Source organism: Mycobacterium sp. C31M (assembly GCF_053345865.1).
Genome location: NZ_JBKFAX010000003.1, coordinates 445,078 through 460,158 on the forward strand (window position 1 = coordinate 445,078; position 15,081 = coordinate 460,158).

The 15,081-nt window shown below is 67.0% G+C and carries 14 protein-coding genes; 11 read left to right on the forward strand and 3 right to left on the reverse strand.

All coding sequences use genetic code 11. The features are described from left to right. The first annotated feature begins 43 nt into the window (after positions 1 to 43). The gene (locus tag ACLBYA_RS07020; protein WP_447708628.1) at positions 44 to 697 is read left to right on the forward strand and encodes a L,D-transpeptidase family protein; all 654 of its coding nucleotides are present in this window, start codon (positions 44 to 46) and stop codon (positions 695 to 697) included. Here the strand turns inward: ACLBYA_RS07020 and ACLBYA_RS07025 are convergent. Next, the gene (locus ACLBYA_RS07025) at positions 690 to 1,178 is read right to left on the reverse strand and encodes a nuclear transport factor 2 family protein (protein WP_447708629.1); all 489 of its coding nucleotides are present in this window, start codon (positions 1,176 to 1,178) and stop codon (positions 690 to 692) included. The genes ACLBYA_RS07020 and ACLBYA_RS07025 overlap by 8 nt on opposite strands. Positions 1,179 to 1,217: 39 nt before the next feature. Between ACLBYA_RS07025 and ACLBYA_RS07030 the strand changes: the two genes are divergently transcribed. From ACLBYA_RS07030 to ACLBYA_RS07040, 3 genes are all read left to right on the forward strand, one after another. Continuing rightward, positions 1,218 to 1,985: a hypothetical protein gene (locus ACLBYA_RS07030; RefSeq protein WP_447708630.1), complete on the forward strand. Its 768-nt coding sequence runs from the start codon at positions 1,218 to 1,220 to the stop codon at positions 1,983 to 1,985. A gap of 100 nt (positions 1,986 to 2,085) precedes the next feature. After that, the gene (locus tag ACLBYA_RS07035; protein ID WP_447708631.1) at positions 2,086 to 3,921 is read left to right on the forward strand and encodes an Hsp70 family protein; all 1,836 of its coding nucleotides are present in this window, start codon (positions 2,086 to 2,088) and stop codon (positions 3,919 to 3,921) included. 148 nt (positions 3,922 to 4,069) lie between these two features. Beyond that, positions 4,070 to 4,768: a hypothetical protein gene (locus ACLBYA_RS07040; RefSeq protein WP_447708632.1), complete on the forward strand. Its 699-nt coding sequence runs from the start codon at positions 4,070 to 4,072 to the stop codon at positions 4,766 to 4,768. Here ACLBYA_RS07040 and ACLBYA_RS07045 read toward each other — a convergent pair. Continuing rightward, the gene (locus tag ACLBYA_RS07045) at positions 4,759 to 5,409 is read right to left on the reverse strand and encodes a GntR family transcriptional regulator (protein ID WP_447708633.1); all 651 of its coding nucleotides are present in this window, start codon (positions 5,407 to 5,409) and stop codon (positions 4,759 to 4,761) included. The genes ACLBYA_RS07040 and ACLBYA_RS07045 overlap by 10 nt on opposite strands. Before the next feature lie 60 nt (positions 5,410 to 5,469). Between ACLBYA_RS07045 and ACLBYA_RS07050 the strand changes: the two genes are divergently transcribed. Genes ACLBYA_RS07050 through ACLBYA_RS07060 form a run of 3 tightly spaced genes read left to right on the forward strand, consistent with a single transcriptional unit; the run spans position 5,470 to position 8,948 of the window. Then, a complete protein-coding gene (locus ACLBYA_RS07050) occupies positions 5,470 to 6,828 on the forward strand; it encodes an LLM class flavin-dependent oxidoreductase (RefSeq protein ID WP_447708634.1) in 1,359 nt (452 codons plus the stop codon). Between the two features lie 8 nt (positions 6,829 to 6,836). Beyond that, complete coding sequence (locus ACLBYA_RS07055) at positions 6,837 to 8,021, forward strand: CaiB/BaiF CoA transferase family protein (protein WP_447708672.1); 1,185 nt, start codon at positions 6,837 to 6,839, stop codon at positions 8,019 to 8,021. 21 nt (positions 8,022 to 8,042) lie between these two features. Further along, entirely contained in the window at positions 8,043 to 8,948 is a 906-nt protein-coding gene (locus ACLBYA_RS07060) for an HpcH/HpaI aldolase/citrate lyase family protein (RefSeq protein ID WP_447708635.1), read from the forward strand. On the opposite strand, the gene ACLBYA_RS07065 is transcribed toward ACLBYA_RS07060, so the two are convergent. Further along, positions 8,945 to 10,369, reverse strand: a complete 1,425-nt coding sequence (locus tag ACLBYA_RS07065; RefSeq protein WP_447708636.1) for a short-chain fatty acyl-CoA regulator family protein — start codon at positions 10,367 to 10,369, stop codon at positions 8,945 to 8,947. The two genes, ACLBYA_RS07060 and ACLBYA_RS07065, sit on opposite strands and share 4 nt — an antisense overlap. 121 nt (positions 10,370 to 10,490) lie before the next feature. Between ACLBYA_RS07065 and prpD the strand changes: the two genes are divergently transcribed. The 4 genes from prpD to ACLBYA_RS07085 form a co-directional block, all read left to right on the forward strand. Further along, entirely contained in the window at positions 10,491 to 11,996 is a 1,506-nt protein-coding gene (gene prpD, locus ACLBYA_RS07070) for a 2-methylcitrate dehydratase PrpD (RefSeq protein WP_447708637.1), read from the forward strand. Beyond that, a complete protein-coding gene (gene prpB / locus ACLBYA_RS07075) occupies positions 11,993 to 12,913 on the forward strand; it encodes a methylisocitrate lyase (protein WP_447708638.1) in 921 nt (306 codons plus the stop codon). Before prpD ends, prpB begins: the two co-directional genes overlap by 4 nt. Further along, entirely contained in the window at positions 12,910 to 14,037 is a 1,128-nt protein-coding gene (locus ACLBYA_RS07080; RefSeq protein WP_447708639.1) for a bifunctional 2-methylcitrate synthase/citrate synthase, read from the forward strand. Before prpB ends, ACLBYA_RS07080 begins: the two co-directional genes overlap by 4 nt. After that, a partial coding sequence (locus ACLBYA_RS07085) for an ATP-binding protein (RefSeq protein ID WP_447708640.1) occupies positions 14,034 to 15,081 on the forward strand: 1,048 nt, incomplete at its 3' end. The genes ACLBYA_RS07080 and ACLBYA_RS07085, both read left to right, overlap by 4 nt.

Genomic DNA, 15,081 nt, shown 5'->3' on the forward strand with positions numbered 1-15,081 from the left:
ACTTGACTTGACCCACAGCTGCCGCGCCGCCGACCATGGACCGATGCGCCGATTGCTCGTGATGCTTGGCGCGCTCGTGCTGATCCTCGCGACGGCGCCGCCGGCGGCCGCCGCCGAAACACCGTGGTTCGCTTCATCCGTCGGCTCCGCCACCCAGGTCATTTCGGTTGTGGGCGTGGGCGGTTCGAACGCCAAGATGGACGTCTGGGAGCGCACCGCGGCCGGCTGGCAGCCCATCGGGGTCGGCATCTCGGCGCAGATCGGATCGAACGGGATGGCCCAGGACATCCGGGAGGGATCGATGAAGACTCCGATGGGCATCTTCACCCTGGACTTCGCGTTCGGCACCGAGCCCAACCCCGGCGGCGGGCTACCGCACGTGCAGGTCGGCCCTGACCACTGGTGGGACGGTGACGTCGACAGTCCGACCTACAACACCATGCAGGTGTGTAAACGCGAGCAGTGCCCGTTCGGCATCGGCGGTGGTACCGGCACCGAGAACCTGCAGATCCCGCAGTACGCACACGCGGTGGTGATGGGCGTGAACAAGGCGCGGGTGCCCGGGGCGGGCAGTGCCTTCTTCCTGCACACCACCGACGGTGGCCCGACGGCCGGGTGCATCGCGATCGAGGATGCGATGCTGGTGAAGATCATGAAGTGGCTGCGGCCCGGTGCCCTGATCGCGGTATCTAAGTAGCAAGCGCCGGACCGGGTTTCAGATGGAACCCGAGATTCTCCGTCGACATGGTTGCCTCGTAGGTGCGGTCGTAACCTGTGGCGCAGATCTTCCAGCCGTCGGCGGTGCGGCGGTAGCGGTCACGGTAGAACGCCGCACCGATCAGCATGAAGTTGAAGTCGGCCGCGATCACCCGGTCCTGCAGGTACCAGCGACCGGTCGCCGTGTCGGGGCTCTCTAGCGTGATCTCCGGATGGTCGACCCGGTGTTCGGTGATGACGGCCGGTCCCAGCGAGGTGCGCATGTATTCGACGAGGGTGTCGCGGTCGGTGAAGCGCAGGGTGCCGCTGCCGTCCGGATTGGAGCCGTAGTCGCCGTCGATGTCCTCGGTGAGCGTCGCCGCGAAATCATCCCAGTGCTTGGTGTCCAGCGCGCGCAGGTAGCGGTACTTGACCTGTTTGATCTCTTCGATTTCACGTGCGGTGTCCGTCATGTCGGCCATCACAACACAGCGGTATCGGTCGTGTCCTAAAGTCCGGTCATGCCTCTGGTTGACGCCTTCGTCAAGAGCCCGTTCGCGGGTATCGCACCGTGGATCCTGATGGCGCTGGTGGCCGGCCCGGGCCGCTTCGAGGAGGCCGCGGCCGCCGCGTTGGGTCTGACCCTGCTGACGCTGTGGGTGGGACGGCGTCGCGGCGTCCCGGTGCATCTGCTGGAGGCCTTCACCGCGGTGTTCTTCGGTGTGCTCGCGGCCATCGGGCTGATCGTGCCGCCGGACGGCCTGGACTGGCTGCAGCGCTGGGCGGGTGAGATCAGCAATATCGCGCTGGCCGTGTTCGCGATCGTCACCCTGCTGATCGGGCGGCCCTTCACCCTGCCCTACGCCCGCGACACCACACCGCCCGAGCACTGGGAATCACCGCTGTTCCTGCGGATCAACCAGCGGATCTCGGCGGTCTGGGCCTGCGCGTTCACCGTCTCGGCGGTCGCCGGCGCGATCGGCGGCCTGCTGCTCGGCGATGCCGACAATTTCTGGACGGCCTGGATCGTGCCGATCGGCGCGATCATCTTCGCGGTGTCCTTCACCGAGTTCTATCCCGACCGTGCGACGGCCCGGGTCGCGCCCGAGCCAGGTCAGCCGGTGCCCTCGCTGCTCGCGGTGGTGGACTGGTTACCACCGTTCGTGCTGGTCACCGGGATCGCCGGGCTGGTGTCGGATTCGGTGTCCGCGCCGGTCGGGATCGGCTGCATCATCGCCGGCGCGGCCGGGTCGGCGGTGGTGCGCAGGCTGGCGCCGTCGCACAGCTGATTCAAAGGTTCAGCGGCTGAACGTGTTTCGCCTGGTCTTCGGGCTGTGGCGGAGTGTCTGTTGCACGGATTGCGTACCGTGCGGCTAGGGTGGGCTCGATATGAGCGACCCGTTGGGGTTGTCGATCGGGACGACCAATCTGGTCGCGGCTCGTGTCGGCGACTCACCTGTGACCCGGCGCGCGGTGCTGACCCTACCCACCGACGGCGCGCCGGAAGTCGGTGTGCCGTCCACCCGGCCCGGTCAGGTGCTGACCGGATTCGTTGAACGCGTAGGTGATCCGGTGCCGCTGGTGGCGCCTGACGGATCCTCGTACCTGGCCGACGACCTGCTGGTGGAGGCGCTGGAGGCGTTGATCGGCCCGGCAGTGTCGGATCAGACGGTGATCGCGGTGCCCGCGCACTGGACACCGGCCACCATGCGGACGCTGCGGGCGGCCATCCGCGCCAACCCGGTGCTGTCGCCCGGCGGGACGGCCCCGCGGCTGGTGTCGGATGCCGTCACCTCGCTGACCGCGTTGAACACCAATCCGGGATTGAATGCGACCGGTCCGGTGGTGTTGATCGACCTGGGTGGCGGCGGTACCAGCATCACGCTCGCCGATGCCGCTTCGGGCTTCGAGCCACTCGACGAGACCGCCCGCGTCGCCGACTTTTCCGGTGACCTCATCGATCAGGCGTTGCTCGGTCACGTGCTGGCCGGGGTCAACGACACCGACTCCGACGTCACCGCGGCGGTCGGCCAACTCGGCGTGCTGCGCGACGAATGCCGAAAGGCCAAGGAGCGGTTGTCGGGTACGACGGCAACCGAGGTCGAGGTCGTCCTGCCCGGTGTGCGTTCGGTGGTGCGGGTGACCCGCGCCGAACTGGAGGCGCTGCTGGCCGAGCCGTTCGCGCTGGTGCTCTCCGAACTGGACAATCTGTTGCAGCGCAACAGGATCAGCTGGTCAGATGTGTCGGTGATCGCCACCGTGGGTGGTGGGGCCAGCATTCCGATGATCACCCAGAAGCTGTCCGAGCACACCCAGACGCCGGTGGTGAACACCCCGCAGCCCGCCTTGGACGCGGCGCTGGGTGCCGCGTTGCGGGCGGCGTATGGCACCGATACCGGTGCGCAGACCGGGATGGCGCCGGCGGCCGGCGGTGACGCGCCTACCAGCCTGGCGCCGGCATCGGCGATCAGTCACGACCCGACCGGTTCGTCGACGTTCCGGGCGCTGGCATGGTCACAGGACGACGATGCCGGTGGTGAGCCGGTGCCTTACACCGGTCCCGACGACTATCCAACCGTCAACCCCTACCTGGGGGACGACACCACCAGGGTTGTCTCCCAACAGATTCCGTCCGACTACCAGGAAGCGCCCCGTGGCGTGCCGCGGGTGCCGATGGCGGTCTTCGCCGCGGCGGGCATCCTGTCGGTGGTCGCCCTCGGTGGTGTCGCGATCGCGCTGACGGGAACGTCGGAAACCCCGACGCCCACCCCGTCGACCGCCCCGGTTTCCGGGGTGTACACCCCGCCCCCGGCGCAGGCCCCGCAGCCTGTCGAGCCGCCGCCGGGTGTGGTCACCGTGACCCAGGCGCCGCCGCCCCCGCCGCAACCGGTCGCGCCGCCGCCCGAGCCCGTCGCGCCGGTGGTGCCGACGACCTACACCACCACGACGACCCCGCCGACCACCACGACGACAACAACCACCACGACGACAACGACCACGACCACGACGACCACGACGACAACCACCACGACGACCCCGCCGACCACCACAACGACGACCACGACACCGTCGACCACGACCACCACCACGACGGTCGCGCCGGTCACGACGACGCCCGAAGTGACCAGCACCCAACCGGCGATGACGACGACGTATCTGGAGATTCCGTTGCTGCCGCCCATCCCGATCCAGGTGCCCAATCAGGCCGTGCCGGCCCAGCCGTAGCCCCTCACCTGCACATACCAATTTCTCGAAGAGTTGAGCCGCCGCGACACGCCGGGTTATAGTCCCGAGGTCAAAGTCACGAATATGTAACGGCAAGCAAACGCCACGGTCTCGGCGGGTGCTGAACCAATACCCAAGGTGCGGTGAGATGGCGCGAACAGCAACGGCGAGCGGCCGATATCGGTCGTCGGCGGCGCTTGCCGCGATCGTGGCCCCGGCGGCCGTCCTGTTCTCGATCGGCTCCGAAGTCCAGCCGCCTGCCCCCACCGGCCCGGTCACCGTGGCCAGCCCGGCCATCGCGCCCGTCGCTGAGGCCACGGTCAGCGGCGTCGAGGTCATCGCGGCACCGGCGGCCTTCGCCTGGAGCCCGAACGCGGTGGTGTCGACGGCCGCAGCGGCCAACGGCGCACCGTCGGCCCAGCTGGTGGCCGCCTCGCGGTGGCGTCCGGACAACCGTCCGCTGCTGCTGCCGCCCGGGGTCGCCCCGGAGCACGGCCTGCAGGTCAAGACCATTCTGGCGGCCCGCGCCATCAGCGCGGTGTTCCCCGAGATCCGCAGCATCGGCGGTGTCCGGCCCGACGCACTGCGCTGGCATCCCAACGGCTTGGCGCTGGACGTCATGATTCCCAACCCGGGCAGTGCGCAGGGCATCGCTCTCGGCAATCAGATCGTCGCGTACGTGATGAAGAACGCCGCACGCTTCGGCATGCAGGACGCGATCTGGCGCGGCACGTACTACACCCCGACCGGTGCGCAGGGCTCCGGCGGCTACGGCCACTATGACCATGTGCACGTCACCACCACCGGTGGCGGCTACCCGACCGGTGGCGAGCTCTACTACCGCTGACGCTGAGACAGCCAGTCGGCGAGGAACCGGCCGGCGTCCAGGACGTGTCGTTCGGCGATATCGCGGGCACGGTCGGCATCACGAGCTTCGAGGGCGTCCAGTAGCGCCTCATGCTCGTCCAGCGAGTGCCGCTCGTGATCGGGGAACAGTGTCAGGAAGTTCGTCGGGACGACCCGCGCCGCCTGCTTGATCTGCGCCAGCACCCGGCCCGAATGTGCGGCGCGGTGGATCGCCTGATGGAACAGCCAGTTGGCCTCGCCGATGGTGTCCTCGCCGGAGCGTGAGGACACCTCGTCGGCCAGTTCCCGCAGCCGCACCAACTCCTCGGGCGTGACGCGCTCGGCCGCCCAGGCGGCGGCCTGCCCGGTGAGCACGCCGAGCAGGGTGAAGCTGTCCATGATGTCGTCGGCGTCGATCCCGACGACGGTGATCCCGCTGCGCGGGGCCACCTTCACCAGACCCTCGAAGGACAGTTCCAGCAGCGCCTCACGGACCGGGGTTCGGCTGGTCGCGAACTCCTCGGTGATGGCGTCCAGGTCGATGCGGGTGCCCGGTTCGAGCGCGCCGGTCAGAATCCGGTTACGCAGTTCGCGGGCGGCGCGTTCGCGCACGGTGCCGGAGACGTCCACCGGTCGGGTCATCGCTGCAGCCTAGCCGAGATCGTCATTGAAATCTGATATATCAGATGTTAGGTTTCAGAAATGCGGACCGATCAGATGTCACTCGTCGCCTTCATGCAGGCCGGCAGCACCTCGGTGTACGCCGGGTCGTGGCGGCACCCGGCGACCGAACACAACTACCTCGACGCCTCCTACTACGCGAAGATCGGCAGGCAGCTCGAGGAGGGCTGCTTCGACCTGATGTTCTTCGACGACCGGCTGGCCATGCCCGGCATCTACGGGGGATCGGTCGCCGAGGCCGTCAAGTACGGGGCGCGACCGGTGAAGCTCGACCTCAGCGTGGTGCTCGGGGTGCTGGCCCAGGCGACGTCGCGCATCGGTCTCGGTGCGACGTACTCCACCACCTATTACGCGCCGTTCCACGTCGCCCGGACCTTCGCCTCGCTGGACCACCTGTCCCGCGGCCGCGCCGCCTGGAACGTCGTCACCTCGGTCAATGACAGCGAGGCGCAGAACTACGGACTGGAGTCCCATCTCGGTCACGACGAGCGCTACGACCGCGCCGACGAATTCCTCGATGTCGTGGCCGGTCTGTGGGACACCTGGGAGGCCGACGCGATCCTGCACGACCGCGAGAACGGCATCTACGCCGACCCGACCAAGGTGCACGAACTCAACCATGTGGGCCAGTACTTCTCCGCGCGCGGACCGCTGACGGTACCCCGCACCCCGCAGGGCCGACCCGTCATCCTGCAGGCCGGCTCCTCGGGTCGTGGGCGCGACTTCGCCTCCCGCTGGGCCGATCTGATCTTCACCGGCGACCCGGGCATCGAGGTCGCCAAAACCCACTACGCCGACCAGAAGCAGCGGATCGCCGACAGTGGACGCGACCCGGCCTCGGTGCGGATCTGCCCGATGGGGTATGCGGTGATCGGTGAATCCGAGGCGCACGCCAAGGAACGCGAGGCGATGTTCCTCAACGATCTCGTGGACCCGATGGCCTCGCTGACCCTACTGTCGGAGCTGATGAATTACGACTTCGCCCAACATGATCTGGACGATCCGGTAACCGACGAGTTGATCGCCTCGGTGTCGGGCATCCGCGGCCTGGTGCAGAACCTGCGCACCCATATCGGCGGTGACACTGTCACCGTGCGCGACCTGGCCGGCCACCGCGCCACCCTGCTACAAGGCCCGCGCTTCGTCGGCACCGGAGCCCAGGTCGCCGACCAGATGGAGGAATGGTTCCACGGCGGCGCCTGTGACGGATTCGTGCTGGCCGCAACACATTGCCCGGGCTCCTACGAGGAATTCGTCCGGCTGGTGGTGCCCGAGTTGCAGCACCGCGGTGTGTTCCGTGACCGGTACCAGGGCTCGACGCTGCGCGAGCATCTCGGTCTGGCCAATCCCGACCGGACCGCGGCGGGAGTGCCGTCCTAGTGGCCGATATGCTCAGCGGCGTCCGGGTTCTCGACCTCGCCACGCTGGCCGCCGCGCCGTTGGCGGCCACCTACCTCGGTGAGTACGGCGCCGACGTCATCAAGATCGAGGAACCCCGCAACGGTGACCCGATCCGCACCTGGGGCAACCAGCGCGACGGCGTCGGACTGATGTGGAAATCCGTGTCGCGCAACAAGAGATCGATCACCCTGAACCTGCGGGTGTCGGCCGGTCAGGACATCGTCCGGCGCCTTGTCGCGCAGGCCGATGTGGTGATCGTCAACACCCGGCCGCAGACCCTGCAGAAGTGGGGCTTGGACTACGCGAGCCTGCGCGCGGTCAACGACCGGATCGTGATGCTGCACATCACCGGATTCGGACTGTCCGGGCCCAAGAGTCAGCGCCCCGGCTTCGGCACCCTCGGCGAGGCGATGAGCACCTTCGCCCACGTCACCGGTGAGAAGGGCGGGCCGCCCACGCTGCCGCCGTTCATGCTGGCCGACGGTGTCGCCTCGCTGAATGCCGCCTACGCGGTGATGATGGCGCTGTACCACCGCGATGTGCACGGCGCGGGTGGGCAGTTGATCGACATCAACCTCGTCGATCCACTGGCCCGGCTGCTGGAGCAGAACCTGCTGGGCTACGACCAGCTCGGCATCGTCACCGAACGCAGCGGCAACCGGTGGGATATCTCGGCCCCGCGCAACACCTATCAGACCTCGGACGGGAAATGGCTGGCGATGTCCGGAAGTTCGCCGACGCTGGCGTTGCGGGTGTTCAAGGCGATCGGCCGCGACGATCTGGTCAGCGACGACGACTTCTCCGACCCGCAACGCCGGCTGGCCCGGGCCGCCGAGGTGGACGCCGTCGTCGCGGAATGGGTTGCCGGTCAGACCCTCTCGGACGCAATGGCAATCTTCGATGCTGCTGAGGTGGCGGCTTGCCCGGTTTACGACGTCGCCGACATGGTCGCCGACGAACAGCTCAAGCACCGCGAGGTGTTCGTCTCGGTGCCCGATGAGGAACTGGGTGCGATGACCGTGCAGGCTCCGGTGCCGCGGTTCTCCGGTGACGACGCCCGACTGGAACATCTGGGTCCCAGACTGGGCGAGCACAATGCCGAGGTGTATGGCGAACTGCTGGGCCTCGACCAAGACGATATCGACAAATTGCGCGCCGACGGCGTGCTCTGAAAAACAGGGGAATTCGCGTACATGACCGACCTGATCCGGCGCTCCGAACTGGCCCTGCCGGCCTGCAATGACCACATGTTCGTCAAGGGCGTCAACTGCGGCGCCGACCTGGTGTTCCTCGATCTGGAGGACGCCACCCCGGTGGCGCTCAAGGTGGAATCCCGGGCCAAGGCCATCCATGCACTGACCCAACTGGATTGGGGCCGCACCGCCCGCGCCATCCGGATCAACGGCCTGGACACCCAGTGGTGCCATGACGACATCATCGAGGTCGTCACCCAGGCAGGCGCACAGCTGGACACGATAGTGGTGCCCAAGGCCAAGACCGCACGCGACGTCTGGTGGGTTGATCTGCTGCTGACCCAGCTGGAGGAAAAACTGGGACTGACCAAGCAGATCCGGCTCGAGGTACTGATCGAGGAGGTCGAGGGTCTGGCCAACGCCGAGGAGATCGTGCGGGCCAGTCCGCGGCTGGACGCGGTGATCTTCGGTGTCGGCGATTTCTCGCTCTCGCAGGGCGCGCGGGTGGACACCAACTTCGTCCCGATGGGTGAGTATCCCGGCGACTTCTGGGCGTACGCCCGCAACAAGATCATGGTGGCCGCGCGGATCGCCGGTATCGACGCCATCGACTCGCCCTACCCCGATTACAAGGACCTGGCCGGTTACGAGGCCGAGGCGCGCCGGTCCTCGCTGTACGGCTACACCGGCAAATGGGCGATCCACCCCACCCAGATTCCGATCGCCAATGAGGTCTTCGCCCCGACCGCCGAGGAGATCGCGCTGGCCAAGCGCAACATGGCGGCCTACCGGGAGGCCGAGGCCGCCGGCCGCGGTGCGGTGGGTGTCGAGGGTGTGCTGGTCGACGCCGCGCACGTGAAGAAGGCCGAAGAGGTGCTGGCGCGGGCCGCGTTGATCGGAGGCTAGCTCGGTACCGATCGGGCGACGCTGGAGTACGGCAGGTTGCTACTGGTCTGCGGATCCACCTGGACCGGCCGCCCCACGAACGGAAAGGCCCGCTGCGGGCAGGCCGGGCGGTCGCAGATCCGGCAGCCCGCACCGATCGGCACCGTCGCCTCCTCATCGGTCAGATCGATCCCGACCGAATAGACCAGCTTGTCGGCATGTGTCAGATCGCAGCCCAGGCCGATCGCAAAACTCTTCGGCGTGCCGAGATATCGGCTCGGGGTGGACGTCGAGGTCTTCGCGAGCCAGAAGTAGCTACGGCCATCCGGCATCTGCGCCACCTGGGTGAGGAACTCACCCGGCCGGGAGAACGCATGGTGCACCACCCACAGTGGGCAGTTGCCGCCGACCCGGGAGAAGTGAAAGGCCGTGGCGGACTGACGCTTCGAGATGTTGCCAGCACTGTCGGTGCGAACGAAGATGAACGGCACCCCGCGGGCATCCGGACGCTGCAGAGTCGACAGCCGGTGGCAGACGGTCTCGAACCCCATCTCGAAACGCCGTGCCAGCTGGTCGATGTCGTAGCGGAGCTCTTCGGCCGCGGACAGGAAGAGGCGGTAGGGCAGCAGTAATGCGCCGGCGAAGTAGTTCGCAAGCCCGATCCGGGCCACATCGCGAGCTTCGGCGCTGAGTTGGTCGTCGGTGGCCACGATCGCCCCGATCAGATCCGAATGCAGGAGCAGCGCAAGCTGAGTGGCCATTTGAAAGGCGCGCTGACCGGGTAACAGCCAGCGCGCCAGATAGAGCGCCCTGGTGTCCGGCAAGTAGCGGCGCTTCACCCCGGCGCCCAGGTTGTCACCGTCGTCGATCAGGACGGTGATCCCGAATTCGTCGGCCAGCAGGTCGGCGAGTTGACCGTCCAGACCGCCGATGTGAAATCCGCGGCGTGCGAACAGTTCCTCGGCCGCGCGATCCAGCGCGTCGATGTAATTGCGCCGGTCATAGAAGAAGTCGCGGACCTCCTCGAACGGCATCGGCTGCTGGGCGCCGGATACCGCGTCCAGGTTGGCCCGGCCGTGCACGGATTCCAATTCGGCGGTGGCATCGTGCAGGCGACGGTGCAGGCTCACCAGGGTCTGCCCGATCTCGGGCATCCGCGCGACCAGTTCCTCGATCTGCGCGACGGTTGCCGATCCGTCGGTGAGGACCTCCCGGAGGTCGGATACCAGGCGGGCGTCCGAGTCGGGTGCGAAGTAGTGCGTCGGCAGGTCGAATCGGTCCGACAGGGCCAACAGGACGGCCACCGTGATCGGGCGCTGGTCGTTCTCCAGTTGGTTGACGTAGCTGGTGGACAGTCCGAGCGCGCGCGCCAGCGCGACCTGAGTCAGGCCCTTCTCATCCCTGAGCCGTCGCAGACGGGCTCCCGCGAATGTCTTCGCCACCGTGGGCGACTCTATCCCAACTGTCTTACACACGATTCGCAAAAGTCGCAGAGCAAGGACACAAAATTACGCATTTACAGGTACTTTCGCACGTCAAAAGCCAGTGCGTAGCGTGCGGATCATGCAGAACCATGAGGTCCGTACCCGTCGCAGCGCCGAAGATTTCCCCCGCACCGAACACCTCGCCTGGAAGATCGCCGAGGTCGCCGCCGACCCGGTGGAGATCGATCCGGCCACCGAGGAGATGGTGATCAACCGCATCATCGACAACGCGTCGGTGTCCGCGGCCTCGGTGATCCGACGGCCCGTGACCGTCGCCCGCGCCCAGGCGCTGGCTCATCCGACCCGCCAGGGCGCCGCCGTCTTCGGTGTCGAAGGCACCTACTCGGCGGAATGGGCCGCCTACGCCAACGGTGTGGCCGTTCGTGAACTCGACTTCCACGACACCTTCCTGGCCGCCGAGTACTCCCACCCCGGTGACAACATCCCTGCTCTGGTGGCCGTCGGGCAACAGCTGGGCATCCGCGGTTCCGATCTGATCCGCGGCCTGGCGACCGCCTATGAGGTCCAGGTGGACCTGGTCAAGGGCATCTGCCTGCACGAGAACAAGATCGACCATGTCGCCCACCTCGGGCCGTCCGCTGCCGCCGGCCTCGGCACCATGCTGCGGCTGGATACCGAGACGATCTACAACGCCATCGGCCAGGCCCTGCACCTGACCACCGCCACCCGGCAGTCCCGCAAGGGGCTGATCTCCAGCTGGAAGGCCTACGCCCCGGCTTGGGCCGGAAAGGTCGCCATCGAGGCCGTGGACCGCGCTATGCGCGGCGAGGGTTCCCCGGCCCCCATCTGGGAGGGCGAGGACGGTGTCATCGCCTGGATGCTGGGCGGGCCGGAACGTACCTACACCGTGCCGCTGCCGCAGCCGGGCGAGCCCAAGCGCGCGATTCTGGACACCTACACCAAGGAGCATTCAGCCGAGTACCAGAGTCAGGCGCCCATCGACCTGGCCCGCCGGATGCGCGAGCGCATCGGTGACCTGGAGCAGATTGCCTCGATCGTGCTGCACACCAGCAACCACACCCACGTGGTGATCGGCACCGGATCGAATGACCCACAGAAGTTCGACCCGGACGCCTCACGCGAGACGCTGGACCACTCGGTGATGTACATCTTCGCTGTCGCGCTGCAGGACGGCACCTGGCACCACGAGCATTCCTACGCCCCGGAGCGCGCGCACCGCCCCGACACCATCGAGCTGTGGAGCAAGATCTCCACCGTCGAGGACCCGGAGTGGACGCGTCGTTACCACAGCACCGACCCGGCCGAAAAGGCCTTCGGCGCCAAGGCTGTCATCACCCTCAAGAGCGGCGAGACCATCATCGACGAGCTCGCCGTCGCCGATGCGCACCCGCTGGGTGCCCGGCCCTTCGCCCGCGAGCAGTACGTGCACAAGTTCGGTGTGCTAGCCGAGGGTGTGGTGGAAGCCGAAGAGCAGCAGCGCTTCCTGAACGTCGCCGATGGTGTCGCGAGCATCAAGCCCGGCGGCCTGGGCGCGCTCAACATCAAGGTCGACCCGCGGGTCATCGAAAAGGCACCGACGATTCCCTCGGGGATCTTCCGGTGAGCGGCGGTCTGCTCGGTGCGACGACCTCGGCTGCCGAGAAGCGCGCCAAGTTTCGCACCGCACTGAATTCCGGCCGGTTACAACGCTACCCGGGTGCCTTCTCGCCACTGGTGGCCAAGCTGGTCGCCGAGATCGGCTTCGACGGTGTCTATGTCTCCGGTGCGGTGCTCTCGGCCGACCTGGGTCTGCCCGATATCGGGCTCACCACCCTGACCGAGGTGACCAGTCGCGGCGCGCAGATCGCGGCGGCGACGGATCTGCCGACGCTGATCGACGCGGACACCGGTTTCGGCGAGCCGATGAGCGCGGCGCGCACGGTCACCCTGATGGAGGACGCCGGCCTGGCCGGTCTGCACCTCGAGGATCAGGTGAACCCGAAGCGCTGCGGGCATCTGGACGGCAAGGCGGTGGTCGAGACCTCGGAGATGGTGAAGCGGCTGCGGGCTGCAGTGGCGGCGCGACGTGACCCGAACTTCATCATCTGTGCCCGCACCGACGCCGCGGGCATCGAGGGGATCGGGGCGGCCATCGACCGAGCCAAGGCCTACGCCGACGCCGGAGCCGACCTCATCTTCACCGAGGCCCTGTACAACCCGGCCGATTTCGAGCACTTCCGCGACGCGGTCGACACTCCGCTGCTGGCCAACATGACCGAGTTCGGCAAATCCGAACTGCTGACCGCCGGCCAGCTGTCCGACATCGGCTACAACATGGTCATCTACCCGGTCACCACGCTGCGGCTGGCCATGCATGCGGTCGAGGTCGGTCTGCGCGAGATCGCCTCGGCAGGAACACAGTCCGGTCTGCTGACCCAGATGCAACACCGCAGTCGGCTCTATGAACTGCTGCGCTACGCCGAGTACAACGAATTCGACTCCGATATCTACAATTTCGCACTGCAGGGAGTGACACCATGAGCGCTGTTGAAGATAGCCCGCGCATCTACAAGGGTCTGGCCGGCGTTGTCGTCGACACGACCGCGGTCTCCAAGGTGGTCCCCGAAACCAACTCGCTGACCTACCGCGGTTACGCGGTGGAGGATCTGGCCACCAAGTGCTCCTTCGAGGAGGTCGCCTACCTGCTGTGGCACGGCGAGCTGCCGAACGATCAGGAGTTGGCGCTGTTCACGCAGCGTGAGCGGGCCGCTCGGCGGATGGACCGCAACATGCAGTCGCTGCTGTCCAAGCTGCCCGACACGTGCCATCCGATGGACACCGTGCGCACCCTGATCAGCTATATGGGCGCCCAGGATCCCGATGAGGACGACAGCAGCCCGAAGTCGAACTACGAGAAGTCACTGCGGATGCTCGCCGTGCTGCCGACGATCGTCGCCGCCGATATGCGTCGGCGGCGCGGTCTCGATCCGATCGCCCCGCACAGCCATATGAGCTACTCGCAGAATTTCCTGCACATGTGCTTCGGCGACGTGCCGGAGAAGGCCATTGTCGACGCGTTCGAGGCGTCGATGGTGCTCTATGCCGAGCACAGCTTCAATGCTTCCACCTTCGCCGCTCGGGTCGTCACCTCGACCCAGTCCGATATCTACAGCGCCGTCACTGCGGGGATCGGCGCGCTTAAGGGCCCGCTACACGGTGGCGCCAACGAGGCCGTCATGCACGACATGTTGGAGATCGGCAGTGCCGACAAGGCGTCGGCGTGGTTGCACGGCAAGCTGTCCCGCAAGGACAAGGTGATGGGCTTCGGGCACCGCGTCTACAAGAACGGCGACTCCCGCGTACCAACCATGAAAGAGGCGCTGATCCGCGTCGCCGAGGTCCGCGACGGCAAGAAGTGGCTGGATATCTACAACGTGTTGGAGGCCGATATGGCCGCGGCCACCGGGATCAAGCCCAACCTGGACTTCCCGACCGGCCCGGCATACCACCTGATGGGCTTCGACATCGGTTGCTTCACACCGATCTTCGTGATGAGCCGGATCACCGGCTGGACCGCCCACATCATGGAACAGACCGCCTCCAACGCGTTGATCCGCCCGCTCAGTGAGTATGTGGGTCCGGTTCAGCGACCGCTCGAACGGTGATCTCCAAGGTACTGGTCGCCAACCGCGGTGAGATCGCGATCCGCGCCTTCCGCGCGGCGTTCGAACTCGGTGCGACGACGGTCGCGGTGTACCCGTTCGAGGATCGCAACTCGGTACACCGGTTGAAGGCCGACGAGTCGTATCAGATCGGCGAGGAGGGCCACCCGGTCCGGGCCTACCTGTCGGTGGACGAGATCATCCGGGTGGCCAAGCATGCCGGCGCGGATGCGGTCTATCCGGGTTACGGGTTCCTGTCCGAGAATCCCGAGCTCGCTTCGGCGTGTGCGGCCGAGGGCATCACGTTTGTCGGACCCTCTTCGGATGTGTTGGAGCTGACCGGGAACAAGGCCAGTGCCATCGCGGCGGCCAAGGCTGCCGGTCTGCCGGTGCTGACCTCCTCGGAGCCGTCGGCGGATGTCGACGCGCTGCTGCACGCCGCGGAGGCGATGGAGTTTCCGGTGTTCGTCAAGGCAGTCGCCGGTGGCGGTGGCCGGGGTATGCGCCGGGTCGCGGAGGCCTCGGGCCTGCGCGAGGCCATCGAGGCGGCCTCGCGGGAGGCCGAGTCGGCCTTCGGTGACCCGACGGTGTTCCTCGAGCAGGCGGTCGTCAATCCGCGCCATATCGAGGTGCAGATCCTGGCCGACGGCGTCGGCAACGTGATCCACCTGTTCGAGCGGGACTGCAGCCTGCAGCGTCGGCATCAGAAGGTCATCGAGCTCGCGCCGGCACCGAACTTGGAACCAGAACTGCGGGAACGTATCTGCGCAGACGCGGTGGCCTTTGCCAAGCACATCGGGTACAGCTGCGCCGGTACCGTGGAGTTCCTGCTCGACGAGCGCGGACGGCATGTGTTCATCGAGATGAACCCGCGGATCCAGGTGGAACACACGGTGACCGAGGAGATCACCGATGTGGACCTGGTGCAGAGCCAACTCCGGATCGCGGCCGGCGAGACGCTGGCCGATCTCGGGCTGAGCCAGGACGGCCTGCAGATCCGGGGCGCTGCCATGCAGTGCCGGATCACCACCGAGGACCCGGCCAACG

What these genes read in the sequence shown, in the direction of transcription:
- ACLBYA_RS07020 (WP_447708628.1), top strand. Translation starts at nt 44, where the DNA reads ATGCGCCGATTGCTCGTGATGCTTGGCGCGCTCGTGCTGATCCTCGCG.
- ACLBYA_RS07025 (WP_447708629.1), bottom strand. Translation starts at nt 1,178, where the DNA reads ATGGCCGACATGACGGACACCGCACGTGAAATCGAAGAGATCAAACAG.
- ACLBYA_RS07030 (WP_447708630.1), top strand. Translation starts at nt 1,218, where the DNA reads ATGCCTCTGGTTGACGCCTTCGTCAAGAGCCCGTTCGCGGGTATCGCA.
- ACLBYA_RS07035 (WP_447708631.1), top strand. Translation starts at nt 2,086, where the DNA reads ATGAGCGACCCGTTGGGGTTGTCGATCGGGACGACCAATCTGGTCGCG.
- ACLBYA_RS07040 (WP_447708632.1), top strand. Translation starts at nt 4,070, where the DNA reads ATGGCGCGAACAGCAACGGCGAGCGGCCGATATCGGTCGTCGGCGGCG.
- ACLBYA_RS07045 (WP_447708633.1), bottom strand. Translation starts at nt 5,409, where the DNA reads ATGACCCGACCGGTGGACGTCTCCGGCACCGTGCGCGAACGCGCCGCC.
- ACLBYA_RS07050 (WP_447708634.1), top strand. Translation starts at nt 5,470, where the DNA reads ATGCGGACCGATCAGATGTCACTCGTCGCCTTCATGCAGGCCGGCAGC.
- ACLBYA_RS07055 (WP_447708672.1), top strand. Translation starts at nt 6,837, where the DNA reads ATGCTCAGCGGCGTCCGGGTTCTCGACCTCGCCACGCTGGCCGCCGCG.
- ACLBYA_RS07060 (WP_447708635.1), top strand. Translation starts at nt 8,043, where the DNA reads ATGACCGACCTGATCCGGCGCTCCGAACTGGCCCTGCCGGCCTGCAAT.
- prpD (WP_447708637.1), top strand. Translation starts at nt 10,491, where the DNA reads ATGCAGAACCATGAGGTCCGTACCCGTCGCAGCGCCGAAGATTTCCCC.
- ACLBYA_RS07080 (WP_447708639.1), top strand. Translation starts at nt 12,910, where the DNA reads ATGAGCGCTGTTGAAGATAGCCCGCGCATCTACAAGGGTCTGGCCGGC.